Here is a 14,565-nt window from a genome sequence, read left to right as displayed (position 1 = left end):
CTTTATTAAATAAATGAGTAATATTTCTGATAATAATTTGTCGAATAATTTCACTTTAAAAGACATGCTCCACACGTATACCAGACAATGGAAATGGTTCGTATTGAGTATTGTTTTGGCATTTACATTTGCTTATCTATATATTAGGTATAGTGTTCCGCAATATGAGGCTGAAGCCAAGATTCAAATTTTGGAGGATAAGAGTAATGGTTCTGGATTGGATGTATTTCAAGATTTGGAACTTTTTTCAGGAACTGAAAATAAGGTAGAGGATGAAATTCAAATTATTAAATCACGCTCAAATATTATTGAAGTGGTTAAGAAATTGGGTTTAAGCGTAAAGGTGGTTCTACTGGGGAATATAAAAAATTCTGAACTCTACAATAACCCTCCTGTAATAATTAACTTTATAGCTTCCGATTCATTGGTGAATACTTCCAGAACAGAGTTTTTTCTTGAACTGTCGTCAGAAACTACTTTTGGTTTTGCGGAGTCTATGGGCGAACCTTTTAAAGTGGTCTCCTATGGTAAAAATATATCGACTGCCCTTGGGGATGTTGTAATTACGCCCAATATGGGTAATTACATGGAATACTTGGGTGAGAGAATTAAAATTGTTGTGATACCCTTGGAAGATGCGGTACTTGAATATCAACGAAATATTATAGTATCTTCTCCTGATAAGGGGTCCAATATTTTAAGTATCTCATTGCAAGACCCTGTTCAAAAAAAGGCAAAGGATATTATTAATGCACTGGTGGACACTTATAATAATAATGCGATAGCGGACAGGAAAGCCATTGCGGATAAAACATCAGAGTTTATTAATGATAGAATAACCGATATCTATTCTGACCTCTCAGAGGAAGATCAGAATGAAGAGGATTATAAATCCGGTAGGGGGATTACGGATATAGCCTCCCAAGCCAACGTAAACTTAACAGTAAGTGCCAGTAGTCAACAAGAACTGCAAAATGCATCACTTCAGTTGGATATTGCTTCCTCCATGAAAGATCTTGTGGATAGTCAAGAAGGTTATGATGTTCTACCTTCCAATGTAGGTTTGTCTGATCCTTCCATCGCTAGTACAACGGCCAAATATAATGAGCTGGTGGCCGAACGTAACCGTCTGCTTAAAAGTTCCAATGAAAAAAACCCAATTATCGTTAATCTGGACCAGCAATTGGAGGGCCTTAAACGGAGTATGAAATCCAGTTTGGGAAGTATGACCAACAATTTAGGACTACAAGTAAATAGTCTTAGTAGCCAGTTATCGCAAGTGAATTCCAGGTTGTACGCGGCACCCAAAAATCAACGAGCATTACGGGATATAGGAAGGAAACAGCAAACTACCGAATCCTTATACCTGTATTTACTTCAGAAACGAGAGGAATCCCAGATAACTTTCGCCTCGGCAACACCGAAATCAAAGGTGATAGATAGGGCCTATGCATCCAGTAGGTTGCCGGTTTCACCTAAAAAACCAATTATATTTTTGGCCTCTTTAATTCTTGGGTTACTTATACCTTTTTCAGTAATCTATGCCAACGATTTATTGGATAACAAGGTTCATAGTAAAACTACCCTGGAGAAATTAATTAGGGATATACCGGTATTGGGGGAACTTCCAAAACTAGGTAAAAAGGAGGCAAAATTGGTAGGTAAGGATGATAGGTCTATTTTGGCAGAATCCTTAAGGATTATCAGGACCAATATAGATTATATGATGAAGTCCAAGAGAAAGGATGGCAAAGGAAACCTCATCTATATTACTTCCTCCGTGCCAGGTGAAGGGAAAACATTTCTTTCCTCCAACCTTTCTATGATTTTTGCCAGTACCAATAAAAAAGTTCTTCTAATTGGGGCGGATATTCGAAATCCAAAACTGTACAATTTCTTCAAAAGTAAAAATGTAGACGAACTTGGTGGTTCTTCCAGAAATAGGGACACCGGATTAACAGAGTATTTGTACGATAAGGATTTGAATGTCAAAGAAATTACCCATTCCATGTTGGTGCACAACAATACCATTGATGTTATTTATTCGGGGAAAATACCGCCCAATCCGGCAGAACTGTTAATGAGCAGTCGAATGAAAGAATTATTGGAAGAGGTTTCTGAGAAATACGACTATGTTGTTGTAGATACCGCGCCTCTGATGGTAGTTACGGACACCTTGCTGATTACGGAATATGCGGATCATATTATTTATGTAACCAAAGCTGGAGTAACGGAGAAGAAAGTACTCGACTTCCCCGCCAAATTAAAAAAGGAGGGCAAATTAAAGGGATTATCCTTTGTTGTAAACAATGTAAAGGTCTCCAATTTGGGGTATGGCGGTTCCTATGGATATGGATATGGCAAATCCCATAAAAAATGGTGGCAATTCTAATTTAAAAGAAATCGCTTATCGTATTTTCAATAACGGGATAAAGTAATTTCATGAGATTATCGCTCAATTGTAATTCCTTTATACTTTGTAACTGTTGTTGATTGTGGACATCCGAGGCTACATAATCTATTAGTCCGTTCTGTAATAGTTTATGTGCCTTTTTTTGTACGTCCTTCCCATAGAATTGACCTAGGGAAAGGAGGTTCAGCTGAAATAAAATTCCACTATTCTTATATTTTTGAAATTTGGAAGAGTCTTGGTGTATGAAGGCATATCTCTCAGGATGGGCCAGAATTGGGAAATACCTATGGGCCGCTATATTTAAAATTGCCTCATCAAAATTGATGGGAGGCTGTAAGTAGGACATTTCAATCAATAGATAATTATTCCTCAAAGGCATTACTTTTCCCTGTTCAAGAAGGTGGTCAAAATTGGCATCGATCATATGTTCCGCGGCCACATCCAACGAGATGTCCTTCATGCCTTCACTTAAAAGTTTGTTTTGTACTTTACCGTGTGCAGTTAGGATCGTATCATAATCATTTGGATAATAGTTGTTCATGATATGGGGTGTGGCAATAAACTTTTTTATACCAATTTCCGAGAACCCTTTAATCAGTTTAACGGAGTCTTCCACAGTTTTGGCACCATCATCAATTCCAGGTAGAATGTGATTATGTATGTCTATAAAATTTTCAAGGGAGTCAACTACGAATTTTTTCTTCTGAAAAAAATGAAACATGTATGCTAATTTCCGGCAAAGGTAGGATATTATTAATTATCATTAATGGATATCCATTGAGTCAATTGTGTTTTTAACTATAAAATCGAAGAAAAATCTACAGTATTTTGATAGGCATTCTATACAAAATTTAATAGAAGGTTTCCAAATTCTTGTGTAGAATAGGGATTAACTTGTTCAACATATGATTGCTTAGTTTTATGTCTTTGAGCAATTCCAATTGCTGAACATTGTGTATGTCTGTACCGGCAAAGTCTATATAATTGTCCTCCAGAAGCTTTTCCGCGATTTTTGATACCTGCCTGCCATAATAGTTGCCAAGTGATAGTAAGTTTAATTGTAGAAAGATTCCCTTGGATTTAAGGTCATGGTATTTTTTGTAGTTATTATGGAGAAAGAAGTAGCGCTCTGGATGTGCCAGAATTGGATAATAGCCCTTGGTTGCTATTTTAAAAGTAGCTTGGTCAAAATTGATAGGAGTTTGTAAAAAGGGCATTTCTATCAATAAAAATTCATTGCGGATTGGAGATATAAGTTTTTGGTCCAGGAGATTCTCGAAATTGGCATCTATCATATATTCCGAGGAGTATTCCAAGGCAATGTGTTTTAAACCTAATTGCAATAATTGATTTTTCACCTGATTGTGGGCAGAATGTATGTATTCGCCTGTATTGGGGTAGTAATTTTGATTTACATGCGGAGTGGTTATTATGTGGGTAATGCCAATTTCATTAAATCCGTTTATTAAGTCCAAAGAGTCCGTAATATCCTGTGCCCCGTCATCTAGCCCAGGTAGTATATGGCTGTGGATATCTACGAAGTGCCCTAGATAGTCTGCTAGAAATATTTTCTTATTTAGGATTTGGAACATTTGCGGTATTTGATATTTGTATAGTATATCATTAGGCTTTACACATGGCTAGAACAAATTAGACCCTTGGTGCTTATGCGTTTCATAAAGGGCTAGGATTGGTTGTAATTTTCTGTCCTCTATTTTAATTAGATATTTAATTTTCACATATATTTGTTTCAAATTTATTCACTATTGGGCACTAGCTTGGTATATTGAAACCTACACTCCCATTCGGGCATAACATAGTTATGCTATACAGTCCTCTATCTTGGACGCCGGATAACATTAACGAATATTTATTAAAATTGTTTTGTTTTGGAAGGGAAATAGCTGATTTTCAGCTTACTTTGCGAGTAAAAACTTTATTTCACGCTTAGTGGTTTCAATTGAATTTGGTAACTAATTTTTAAAAAAATAATATATCTCCATAAATTGAAAAAAGAGAAATTAAAAAATCAAATAGAAATTAAACGCAATTTCTTGATCGTTTCCCGATGGGGAGAAACCTTGGATATGGCGGTAGCCATCCTGCACGAAGGCCACGCCGTTAAAATGTATATCGAAGACAAGCCCTCCAAGGAAATCGGATATGGTTTTGTACAAAAGGCCAAAGACTGGAAGAGTTTTATCGATTGGGCAGATGTCCTTATTTTTGATTATACCGGATATGGTAAGATTTGTTCGGAATTAAGGGCGCAGGGCAAATTGGTGGTCGGGGGTACGGAATATTCCGATCTGTTGGAACTGGATCGTAATTTTGGACAGGCAGAATTAAAGAAACATGGTATTAAAATATTGCCATCCAAAGAATTTTACAACTTTCAAGACGCCATCGACTATGTCAAGTCCAATCCCAATGCCTATGTAATAAAGCCATCGGGCGAAACCCAAGAATACAAACAATTGCTGTTCGTGGGAAGTGATGACGAAGGTTTGGACGTAATTCGGGTTTTAAAGGCCTATGAGAAATCCTGGGGAAATGATTTTGGCAATTTTCAATTGCAGCGCAAGGTGAAAGGGGTAGAGGTGTCCGCGTCTGCTTATTTTAACGGGAAGGAGTTTATATATCCTATAAATATTACTTTTGAACACAAGAAACTTTTCCCCAAAGAATTGGGTGTATCAACAGGGGAAATGGGTTCCAGTATGTTCTGGACCAAGGATTCCCCAATTTTTGAGGCGACCTTGAAAAAGTTTGAAAGTTCCCTGGCCAAGGATGGTTTTATTGGGCAATTGGATATTAATTGCATTGTTAACGGCAATGGAATTTATCCCTTGGAATTCACCTCTAGATTTGGCTATCCACAGATTTTTATACAACGAGCAGGAATTTTGGAACCGCTCGGCAACATGTTCTATAAGCTGGCCTCAGGAGTAAGTTTTAGGATCAATGTTAGAAAAGGATTTCAGGTGGGAGCCTATATGGTTGTTCCACCTTTTCCCTTCGAGGATAAAAAAACGTTTGAACTATTCTCAAAAGATTCTGTCATCGTATTTAAAAAGGATATGAAGGATGGAGTTCATCCCATGCATCTCAAAAAAATTAATGATGAATGGCTTATTACGGGAAATACGGGTATTGCCTTATTGGTTACCGGAACCGGGTTGACCATGAAAGATGCACAAAAAATGATGCAGAATAGGATAAGCAATATCATTATCAATAATGTTTACTATAGAACGGACATAGGTGATAGATGGGCCGATGATTTTGACCGATTGTGGTCCTGGGGTTTATTATAGGGGATATCTGGCAGTCTTAAAAGTAGGAGCTATATATGGAGTTAAGAAATTTAGGGAATGATGGGCAAATTTTTTTTGAAATTCTTCCTGAGGATTGGCGAGATGTCATTGAACCTATATGGGACGATTACAAGGAAAAAGCAAGTATCTACGTATTTGAAAATGCCATGGGCATAATTGCAGGGGGAATTGTTTTTAGAACGGCCCCTCCAAATATGACGGATTTTGAGATTGAAGAGTGGGAAAAGTACGTGATCTCCAATTTTCATTATATAGGTTTTTTATTTGTTGATCCCAAATATCGTGGGCAATCGTTAGGTTCCAAATGGCTTACAGCATTAAAGGAGCAGTTTCCAAATCAGTCATATTGGCTTACTGTAGAGGAGGAAGGGTTGCGATCTTTTTATGTAAGGAATGGATTTAAATGCAATTCCAAAAGTAGGGATGAGGATAATCCGGAATGGATATTTACGTATACACCTGGGGAAGGTAGTTTTGGTTAAGCCCCGTCGCCATATCAAGCAAAATGAGATTGAGCGGAGTGGGTAGGTTCCAGGTTGAAAATCATCACTTGGAGCAATCCGATAGCGGAGGATTGTACCGGGAACTGGGCGTCGTGTAAAAAAAAGGTTCTCGATACATATGGCTATCTAACCATTAAATTCTTGTTTTAGCTTCTTGGCATCGGGCCTTTCCGTTCTAGGTAGTCTACTTGGAGTAAACGGAAGTGATTCTTCGGTATTGATTAAGCGGTATCTATTATCTGGAAACTGGACAGTGGCTTTTGATGGGAGTTAAAAGCAAGTGGTTTGTTTGATGGTTTTTATATATTAATCCCCTTCGTTTTCGTGTTCCTCCAAATCTTTCCTCAAATCCAGTTTTCTGAAAGTGGGGGAGATGGCACCGGTAAATAGTACTGTGATCAAGGTCATGCAACCACCAAAAACGACTGCAGTGACCGTGCCCATCAATTTGGCCGTTAGTCCACTTTCAAATGCCCCCAACTCATTGGAGGAACCAACGAACATGGAATTTACTGAAGCTACCCTACCACGCATATGATCCGGTGTCCTTAATTGTAAAATAGTTTGCCGAATGATCATGGAAATGCCATCGGTAACACCACTAAAAAAGAGTGCCATGACGGAAACCCAAAACGATGTGGAAAGTCCGAAGGTAATAATGCATAGGCCGAAACCAAAAATAGATCCCAAAAGTTTTAGGCCTGCGTGTTTGTTTAATGGGAAATAGGCGGAGGTAAACATGATCAGTAATGCGCCAACCGCTGGGGCGGCACGTAAAATTCCAAATCCCTCGGGCCCAACCTTAAGTATATCCTGTGCATAAATAGGTAACAGGGCTATGGCCCCACCAAAAAGGACAGCAACCATATCCAAGGTAATTGCTCCCAATATAATTTTGGTCCCAAATACAAATTTCACCCCTTCTTTTAAACTTTTAACGACTGGTTCCCCAATATTGGGGTTTAAAATGGGTTTCTTTTTTATTTTGGTCAAGATAAGGAGTGCCATTAAAGAAAAGGCAAAAATTAGGCACATAGACCAATGTACCCCGATAAGAGTAATGCTAAACCCTGCTAAGGCAGGTCCCAGAACAGCTGCCATCTGCCAAACCGAACTACTCCAGGTAGCGGCATTGGGATATACTTTTTTTGGAACTATCAATGCGAATAGGGAAAAGATGGTCGGCCCTAGGAATGCCCTTACAATACCCCCAAGAAATACTAAAAAATAAATGGAATACAAAACAGCATTTTTGGACCAACCCATTATAATATGGGGCCAAGTAAGTAAAAACAGCCCTAGGCTTATTATGGAAAAGCCCAAAATGCATTTTAGAAGTAACCCCTTTTTTTCCTTTTGGTCCACAATATGACCGGCAAACAGTGCCAATGATACGGCGGGAATAACTTCCATAAGTCCAATCAGCCCCAAAGAAAGGGGATTCTTGGTCAAGGAATAAACTTCCCATTCTATAACCACGAACTGCATGGACCAAGCAAAGACCATGGCAAAACGGACCAGCAAAAAAACGTTGAATTCCTTATATCTCAGTGCGGCATAGGGGTCTCTATTTGCCATGAACTATTTTAAATTGGTCTACATCCTAATATATATATATATATATATATATTCCAGTGTTGGACAATAAGGGATAATAGTGCCAACAAAGATTCACAATTTACCCTAGGGTAAACAAGAGCTATATTTTCTTGACAAATTTTGTTAGGATAACAATTTGTTGGCCATCAACTTTACCCTCTATGTATTCCGCATTATCATGATCTAGGGAAACACGCCTTACAGCGGTACCTCTTTTAGCCACCATACTGGACCCCTTAACCGGTAGATCCTTTATAAGGACAACACTATCACCTGCCTCAATAACGGCACCATTACTGTCTCTATGTATTATTTGGTTCTCGGAAGGTGCACCTTCACCCGTAGCTTTTGCCCAATCCAATACCTCATCTTCCAAATAAAGCATATCCAGGAGATCCTGAGGCCATCCTTCATTTCTTAATCGGCTTAACATACGCCATGCTATAACTTTTACTGGAGTATGCTCGCTCCACATACTGTCGTTTAAACAGCGCCAGTGATTTGAATCTGTCGTATCTGGATTTTCAATTTGTTCCTTACAGACTTCACAAACCAATAAATTTGCTTCCAAACCTCCATTTCTAGGTGGTTGAACTTCAAATACACTTAATTTTTCCGTATTGGCACATAACTCACATTGGTGATTGCTTCTTTTGCCCAATTCCCTTTCAATATTCATTGTAATAGATTTTATACGGACAAATGTAAAAGAATTGGATTAATGGAGACTATGGAATTGTAAAAAAAAGGAGAATTGGAATTATCCCAAAACCGGATTGGGCCTTATTTCCAAATATTGTTTTAAGGTGACATTGTTTATAAGTTCTTGTAGCAATACTTTACTTAAGTGGGTTGGACCATTATTTTTGTTTTCTTTTTTATGGACGACTTAAAAATAGGGGATAAATTATATAATGTAAGTCAAAACGGATTTGGCGATTTTTTTAGGTATTCTTTTTCGGAAGTGGTGCGTCTTACCAAGACTTTGGCAGTCTTGGAGAATGGTGTTAGACTTAGAAACAAGCCTATAAGATCCATGATCAACAATGAAATTGGCTATTCCCTTGCTACCAACCGATGGGTGTATTGGCATAAAGTGACCGATGAAATAAAACAAAAGTCCAGGGAGGAGAATAAAAAGATAGCGGTAAACGATTGGTTTCAACAGCGCTCCTTTAATATGCAGGAAAAGAAAATTATATATGAGCTATTTGAGGAGAAGGGGATGCTGGAAGGTTCTGAAGAGTCTTCCATGGCTGCTATAGAACTTTTTAAAAAAGTATAGCCTTTTAGCTTATGGCAAGCCTTACACGGAACCCTTGTTATCTAAAACAGCTATTCTTGTTGGTTTATTGCTCTAGGTCCTCGATCCGTTTTTTCAACATTTGCTTAATTTCCATTAGGGAAGTATTATTTGCCTTTAGGGCTTCATTCGCCGTTTTTAAAATTTCTATACGTTCCTTTAAAAGGGCTATTTGCTCATAAAGTTGGTAAGTATCCCCTTCTTCCTTTAATTGATGAAGGTCGGTGGTTCCTTGGTTCCTTAACATGGGGCCCTTCCCGGTCAATATCCATTCGGGGCTATAATTGGGATAATTTTCAACGAGGGCATTCAGCCATTTGACCTGGATGTCGGTTCCGTGTTTTAAAGCCCTGGATAGTACCCCTTTACTGGCCCCAATAGACTTTTCAAGTGCAGATATGCTAATGCCTTCAGTTTCTGCCACGGTACTAAAAATTGTTAAAATTCTATTCATTCCAGAAAATAGTTGCCGTAAATTAAGAAATGTTGATAATTATCAACTATATTTGTTGTAGTAAAGTTGCTATCAAGTTACACAAATCTACGCAAAAAGAAAAGGTTAATTGTTGGGAAACTGTTACCTGTGATGGTACTCTAAAATACTGAAGGGCAGTACGGGAGTAGAGGAGCTAACTTAATTAGTAAATAGAATTTTATATAGGATATTCGTTATGGGATTAACGCCACACTTTTTTTCGGTTCTTATATCCATACCAATTTATTGTCCAAGAGATTTTTAAATGGTATTTGTTCCATAATTTACGTACTACGCTTTTTCATGGTATCCGACCATGCATTGATATTCCAACCCTATATTTTTAAATTTTACACACTTTTGAAATAAAGCGTGCAACGACCTAAGGGTCCAGAACCATTAATTTATTCAAGGCTGTTAAATTCAGGGGGTTAATGCCACCGCTGCATTAGGAATTCCTTATCCTGTCTTTAAGCCTGTGAGATATTGTAAATAATTGTTCAATTTAGTATTAGTAAAATGGCATCCATACCACAAATCCTTAGTAAGCTTATTTTGTTGCCCGAGGTGAAACTTATTTACAAATTAACTTCGGACCGGAACATAGATAATAGATTGTTCATAATCCTACTGGACCCAAATTGTTCCACCAAATCCGAGGAACTGTCCTTAATATTGGAAGATATATGTGAGGAAGATAATGGTTTCCTGTACAGGGTTTTTTCTTTTGAATATGCCCGTCAGCAACTATTGGAACAGAACTTATTTTTCGTTCATGGTTGTCTTTGGACGCATCTGGTTTATTCCAGTTCCACAGAGAATATCGACTTGTTTTATAAATATAATGTGAAGCCAACACAATTGGATAGGATGTACTTGGATTTCAATAAGGAGTTGGATAAAGTAAATTATTTAATGGATGGAGCCAATTACTTTTTGGAGAAGGGCAATTTGCGGCACCCGATATTGTTGTTCCATCAGATTATTGAATTGTTATATCGCAACGTAGAAGTATTTATGATGGGCGAAGAATGTCTGTTCCATAGCCTCCAGGAACATCATAGCAATATAAAGACCTATGTTCCTGAATTAAACTTCCTTTTTAGTACAGAGGAAGAGCAACAAACAACTCTTTTGGGAATATTGGATGAGGCCAATATCGCTAAAACCTACGAGGATAATCATCCCCTTGAAAAGGTTCGGATTCATAAAATACAAGAGAATACAGCCCTGATGTATACTTTGGTCTCCAAACTATTTTCGGATAAAATTGCCCAATGCCGCTCCTCTTTGGACAAACAATTGCCCCATATAGAAATCCCTTGCAATCACACAAATACCACTAATAGCCATATTCTGGAATCGGAAGATGATGTTTTAATGGATAAATTAAAGGAATTGACCAAAAAGCATTTCAGTACATTACAACGCTATCCAAGTAGGAAGGAACTTTTTTGTGTAAACCTTATATCCGAGGGTTATTTAGATACGTCCTTAATGATTTCCAACCTAATAAAGGTCTGTGTCATGGCCCTAGGTATGGAAAATTCTCCTTCGAGGATTGTTCCCGAACCAGCACAAAATATACGTGAAGTACTCGGATACATTTTGGACATGATACCCTATGAGGAAATGGATTTTTTGGATAAAATTCGGAATCTACTGTCCGAAACATAAAGCCAGTAGTACGTATATTGTAGCCTAGCGGCAATTCGTGAAAGCTTGGTAGGAGGTACTTCAAAATATATTTTGGTTTCGAAGTTAAAAGTGGCATTATTATAAGCCCACATTTCACACCATGCTTTTTCCTATGGTATGATTGGGAAAATCCAAGTGCCTAAAGTGACCCGCGTTTATAGCAAACTTACATAGCTATAGGGGCAATGTACAATAGGGAATTGGTCGTGTACAATGAACTTTTTGCCAATCCAATGGGATTAGCATTTAAAAAATATACGTATTTTGTTGACAATGTCAAAAGAACTCCACCGCAGGCCAATCAATAGGAATTAAATCCAATTTTGTTCAGTTTTGCCGAAATTTTATTTACTATTGCCGAAGTGGAGAATGAGGTAAATAGACCTGCCGACAAGGCTTTCGAGGCCATCAATTTTGTTAGGAACGGAGGGTTGGTGGCGATAACAGACGTAACACTTGGCCTTAGAAGGGGTCCCTGATGTTTTAAGTTTGGAACGTAGAGTTGAATTTGCAGGGGAAGGTCTAGATTACAAAGATGTTATTAGGTTTGGAACTGCCGAAATCGATATGAAGGAAGATAGCGTTGATAAAGACGGTAATGTAATTGCGAAACAAAGTTTAGCGCTATAGGGATTATTTGTGGCCTTTACCGGATAGGGCTATTTTATTAAATCCGAATTGGGAACAAAATAATGGATATTGAATTAAATAAATAAATAGAATGGGAGTATTTAAAAACGCGATAACGATTGGCTTGGGAATATTATTCATTTCCTTACCCCTAAATGCTTATGCACAGACCACTACTAAGGGCAGACCTAACGTAATTGTTATAATGACAGATGACCAAGGTTCCATAGATCTTAATTCTTACGGGGCAACGGATTTGTATACACCTAATATGGACAGGCTTGCGAAGGAGGGGGTGAGGTTTACACAATTCTATGCGGGAGCACCGGTCTGTTCACCGTCCAGGGCTGCACTGATGACGGGTAAGACCAATTTACGGGCTGGATTGGAGGGCAATGTGCCAATACCGGAACGCGCCGAAAAAAGCGGGGAATATGGACTTCCAACAGAGCAGATTACCATGGCGGAGATGCTTAAACCCAATGGCTATTACACGGCTTTAATTGGTAAATGGCATCTAGGCCATCGGGAGCAGAATTTGCCGAACGGACAAGGGTTCGATTATTTTTTCGGACATCAGCGGGGTTGTATTGATAATTATTCCCACACCTTTTACTGGGACGGTCCCAATAAGCACGATCTGTACAGAAATATGGAAGAGGTCTATTATGATGGGGAACATTTTACGGATCTAATGGCCGAAGAGGTAAAGCAGGTAATCAATCACAGAAGGAACGAGCCATTTTTTATTTATTGGGCATTTAACGCCCCGCATTATCCCTACCAAGGAACCACAAAGTGGTTGGACTATTACAAGAATCTGCCAACTCCCAGAAAGGAATATGCAGCTTTTGTTTCCAATACGGATGAAAAAATTGGAATTGTTCTTGATTATCTGGACGAAATGGGCCTAGCGGAGAACACCATAGTCATTTTTCAATCGGACCATGGACATTCCTTGGAAGAACGTGCTTTCTGGGGAGGTGGAAATGCAGGTCCGTATCGAGGAAGTAAATTTAGTTTGTTTGAAGGGGGAATCCGTGTGCCGGCCATTATCCGGTATCCAGGAGTAGTTCCTGCCAATGAGGTGCGCGACCAGCTTAGCATGGAGATGGATTGGTTTAGTACCATAGGTGAATTGACCAATTCAGAAGTAGGAGATAACATTGATGGGAAAAGCCTGATGCCCATTATTTTGGATGGCAAAAAGGAATCACGCCATGAGGTGGTGCATTGGCAGTTTGGGAATTATGATGATAAAACCGCACAATGGGCTGTTCGCAAGGGGTCTTGGAAACTTATAGGCAACGTTAACGAGCCATCAGGGCAGGGCGCGAAAAAGAATTTGGACAAATTATTCCTAGTCAATTTGGATAAAGATATTGGCGAAAAAAATAATTTGGCGAAATCCAATCCCAAAAAAAAGGACGAACTTTTACAGTTGCACAATTCCTGGATAAAATCGGTTCGGTCAGAAATGAAGCAATAATGAATTATTTGCCTGTTAAATGTATAATTACGGTTGGTAGGTACTACCTAAATCATGTAGACCGAACTACAGTAACTTGAGTTGGTATGGTCATAAGAGGAACATTGGGAAACTGTTGTTGCTTTTTTATTTTTTATGGATTGGAAGACCTTTGCCATTTAAGACGAACATGCTCGATTGAAATACATTATTGATGGAATCAGTGAGGTATGGCTCTGATGTATATAACGGGCTAAATGGCATTAAGGAAACCTAAAATAATAGGCCGCATCTTCCGGTATTTCTGAAACTACCCTATGATGGTGCTTTTTAAACCAGGAGGCATTCAATCCTCGTTCGTGTACAAGGTCATATTTACCAATAACTTCTGTTTTTATAAAATTCCAGCCAGGTTTAAAATCGAGGTCATAAACCACGGTGTTTTCTACTTCTAGGGTGTTTGTTCCATCTCTCCGTACCTTATTTTTAGTTTTTTCGGTACCCTTCATACTGGCAGCTTCCTCTAGATAGGCCCAGGAGATTAGATAACCCTCATCGCCCATGGATAAAGTACTCTGGTTGGTAAGGTTATAAGTGACACGAACGGAATTCCCCAATGTTAGGGCTCCAATAAGCTCACCGTTTTTTAAAACATTTAATGTGGTCTTGGACAAATAACCTGCATCCGGGTTCCCATAGTTCAATGTGGAAATATCCTGGATATCGTAAAACACTAAATTTCCTAAGTTATCTAGACTGGTCTCCGTAGGGGTATTCTCAGGTAAGGTGATATTAATTGAACCATTATCGTCAATATAACCGACCTTTAGATTTTTTGGGGTGGTTTCGTTATGTCTTAATCGATACTCCATCACCAGATCTACCAGACCATGTTCCCAATTTTCAAAGGCATTGTTTTTGCTCATTTGGGTATTTTTCCAATACCAATCATCTTGATTGTTTGTGGTTTCAATATTCTTATCTAAAGCATTATCTTCTTTTGATTTTATTCTGGTTTCAGAAGTTGTGGTTGGTATATTTCCGGCTAAAGCTTTTGTTGTCTTCGCTTTCGAAGAAGGGGTATCGTTGCAGCCGATAAGAACAATTAAAATAATTAATATCCTGTAGTGTTTCATCG

Annotated in this window: 14 protein-coding genes; 8 read left to right on the top strand and 6 right to left on the bottom strand. The window is 38.4% G+C overall.

Going from position 1 to position 14,565, the window contains the following annotated elements:
* Nucleotides 1-13: 13 nt before the first annotated feature.
* The gene (locus C7972_RS09750; RefSeq protein ID WP_110355976.1) at nt 14-2,392 is read left to right on the top strand and encodes a tyrosine-protein kinase family protein; all 2,379 of its coding nucleotides are present in this window, start codon (nt 14-16) and stop codon (nt 2,390-2,392) included.
* Between the two features lies 1 nt (nt 2,393).
* Here C7972_RS09750 and C7972_RS09745 read toward each other — a convergent pair whose 3' ends face one another.
* Both C7972_RS09745 and C7972_RS09740 read right to left on the bottom strand, forming a co-directional pair.
* Nucleotides 2,394-3,134: a tyrosine-protein phosphatase gene (locus C7972_RS09745; RefSeq protein ID WP_110355975.1), complete on the bottom strand. Its 741-nt coding sequence runs from the start codon at nt 3,132-3,134 to the stop codon at nt 2,394-2,396.
* 130 nt (nt 3,135-3,264) lie between these two features.
* A complete protein-coding gene (locus C7972_RS09740; RefSeq protein WP_110355974.1) occupies nt 3,265-4,005 on the bottom strand; it encodes a tyrosine-protein phosphatase in 741 nt (246 codons plus the stop codon).
* A gap of 414 nt (nt 4,006-4,419) precedes the next feature.
* Between C7972_RS09740 and C7972_RS09735 the strand changes: the two genes are divergently transcribed.
* Together C7972_RS09735 and C7972_RS09730 are read left to right on the top strand one after the other, a co-directional pair.
* On the top strand, nt 4,420-5,730 hold the full coding sequence (locus tag C7972_RS09735; RefSeq protein ID WP_258364811.1) for a phosphoribosylamine--glycine ligase: 1,311 nt from the start codon (nt 4,420-4,422) through the stop codon (nt 5,728-5,730).
* A 35-nt stretch (nt 5,731-5,765) separates the two neighbouring features.
* A complete protein-coding gene (locus C7972_RS09730; RefSeq protein ID WP_110355973.1) occupies nt 5,766-6,233 on the top strand; it encodes a GNAT family N-acetyltransferase in 468 nt (155 codons plus the stop codon).
* A 327-nt stretch (nt 6,234-6,560) separates the two neighbouring features.
* Here the strand turns inward: C7972_RS09730 and C7972_RS09725 are convergent, their stop codons facing one another.
* Nucleotides 6,561-7,832, bottom strand: a complete 1,272-nt coding sequence (locus C7972_RS09725; RefSeq protein WP_110355972.1) for an MFS transporter — start codon at nt 7,830-7,832, stop codon at nt 6,561-6,563.
* Between the two features lie 121 nt (nt 7,833-7,953).
* A complete protein-coding gene (locus C7972_RS09720; RefSeq protein ID WP_110355971.1) occupies nt 7,954-8,532 on the bottom strand; it encodes an alkylphosphonate utilization protein in 579 nt (192 codons plus the stop codon).
* A gap of 201 nt (nt 8,533-8,733) precedes the next feature.
* Between C7972_RS09720 and C7972_RS09715 the strand changes: the two genes are divergently transcribed.
* Nucleotides 8,734-9,138: a pyruvate kinase gene (locus tag C7972_RS09715; protein WP_181422849.1), complete on the top strand. Its 405-nt coding sequence runs from the start codon at nt 8,734-8,736 to the stop codon at nt 9,136-9,138.
* A 64-nt stretch (nt 9,139-9,202) separates the two neighbouring features.
* On the opposite strand, the gene C7972_RS09710 is transcribed toward C7972_RS09715, so the two are convergent.
* Nucleotides 9,203-9,610, bottom strand: a complete 408-nt coding sequence (locus C7972_RS09710) for a hypothetical protein (protein ID WP_110355970.1) — start codon at nt 9,608-9,610, stop codon at nt 9,203-9,205.
* Nucleotides 9,611-10,150: 540 nt separating this feature from the next.
* On the opposite strand from C7972_RS09710, the gene C7972_RS09705 reads away from it, so the two are divergent.
* From C7972_RS09705 to C7972_RS09700, 4 genes are all read left to right on the top strand, one after another.
* Nucleotides 10,151-11,308 (top strand): hypothetical protein, encoded by a 1,158-nt coding sequence (locus C7972_RS09705; protein ID WP_110355969.1) that lies wholly within the window; start codon nt 10,151-10,153, stop codon nt 11,306-11,308.
* 344 nt (nt 11,309-11,652) lie between these two features.
* The gene (locus tag C7972_RS23665; protein WP_146216297.1) at nt 11,653-11,808 is read left to right on the top strand and encodes a RagB/SusD family nutrient uptake outer membrane protein; all 156 of its coding nucleotides are present in this window, start codon (nt 11,653-11,655) and stop codon (nt 11,806-11,808) included.
* A gap of 10 nt (nt 11,809-11,818) precedes the next feature.
* The gene (locus tag C7972_RS23660; protein WP_146216296.1) at nt 11,819-11,959 is read left to right on the top strand and encodes a RagB/SusD family nutrient uptake outer membrane protein; all 141 of its coding nucleotides are present in this window, start codon (nt 11,819-11,821) and stop codon (nt 11,957-11,959) included.
* Between the two features lie 91 nt (nt 11,960-12,050).
* Complete coding sequence (locus C7972_RS09700; RefSeq protein WP_110355968.1) at nt 12,051-13,448, top strand: sulfatase-like hydrolase/transferase; 1,398 nt, start codon at nt 12,051-12,053, stop codon at nt 13,446-13,448.
* 242 nt (nt 13,449-13,690) lie between these two features.
* Here the strand turns inward: C7972_RS09700 and C7972_RS09695 are convergent, their stop codons facing one another.
* Entirely contained in the window at nt 13,691-14,563 is an 873-nt protein-coding gene (locus tag C7972_RS09695; protein ID WP_110355967.1) for a hypothetical protein, read from the bottom strand.
* Nucleotides 14,564-14,565: the final 2 nt, after the last annotated feature.

The organism is Arenibacter sp. ARW7G5Y1 (assembly GCF_003201775.1).
Lineage (GTDB): Bacteria > Bacteroidota > Bacteroidia > Flavobacteriales > Flavobacteriaceae > Arenibacter.
This window is presented reverse-complemented; position numbering and strand designations above follow the sequence as displayed.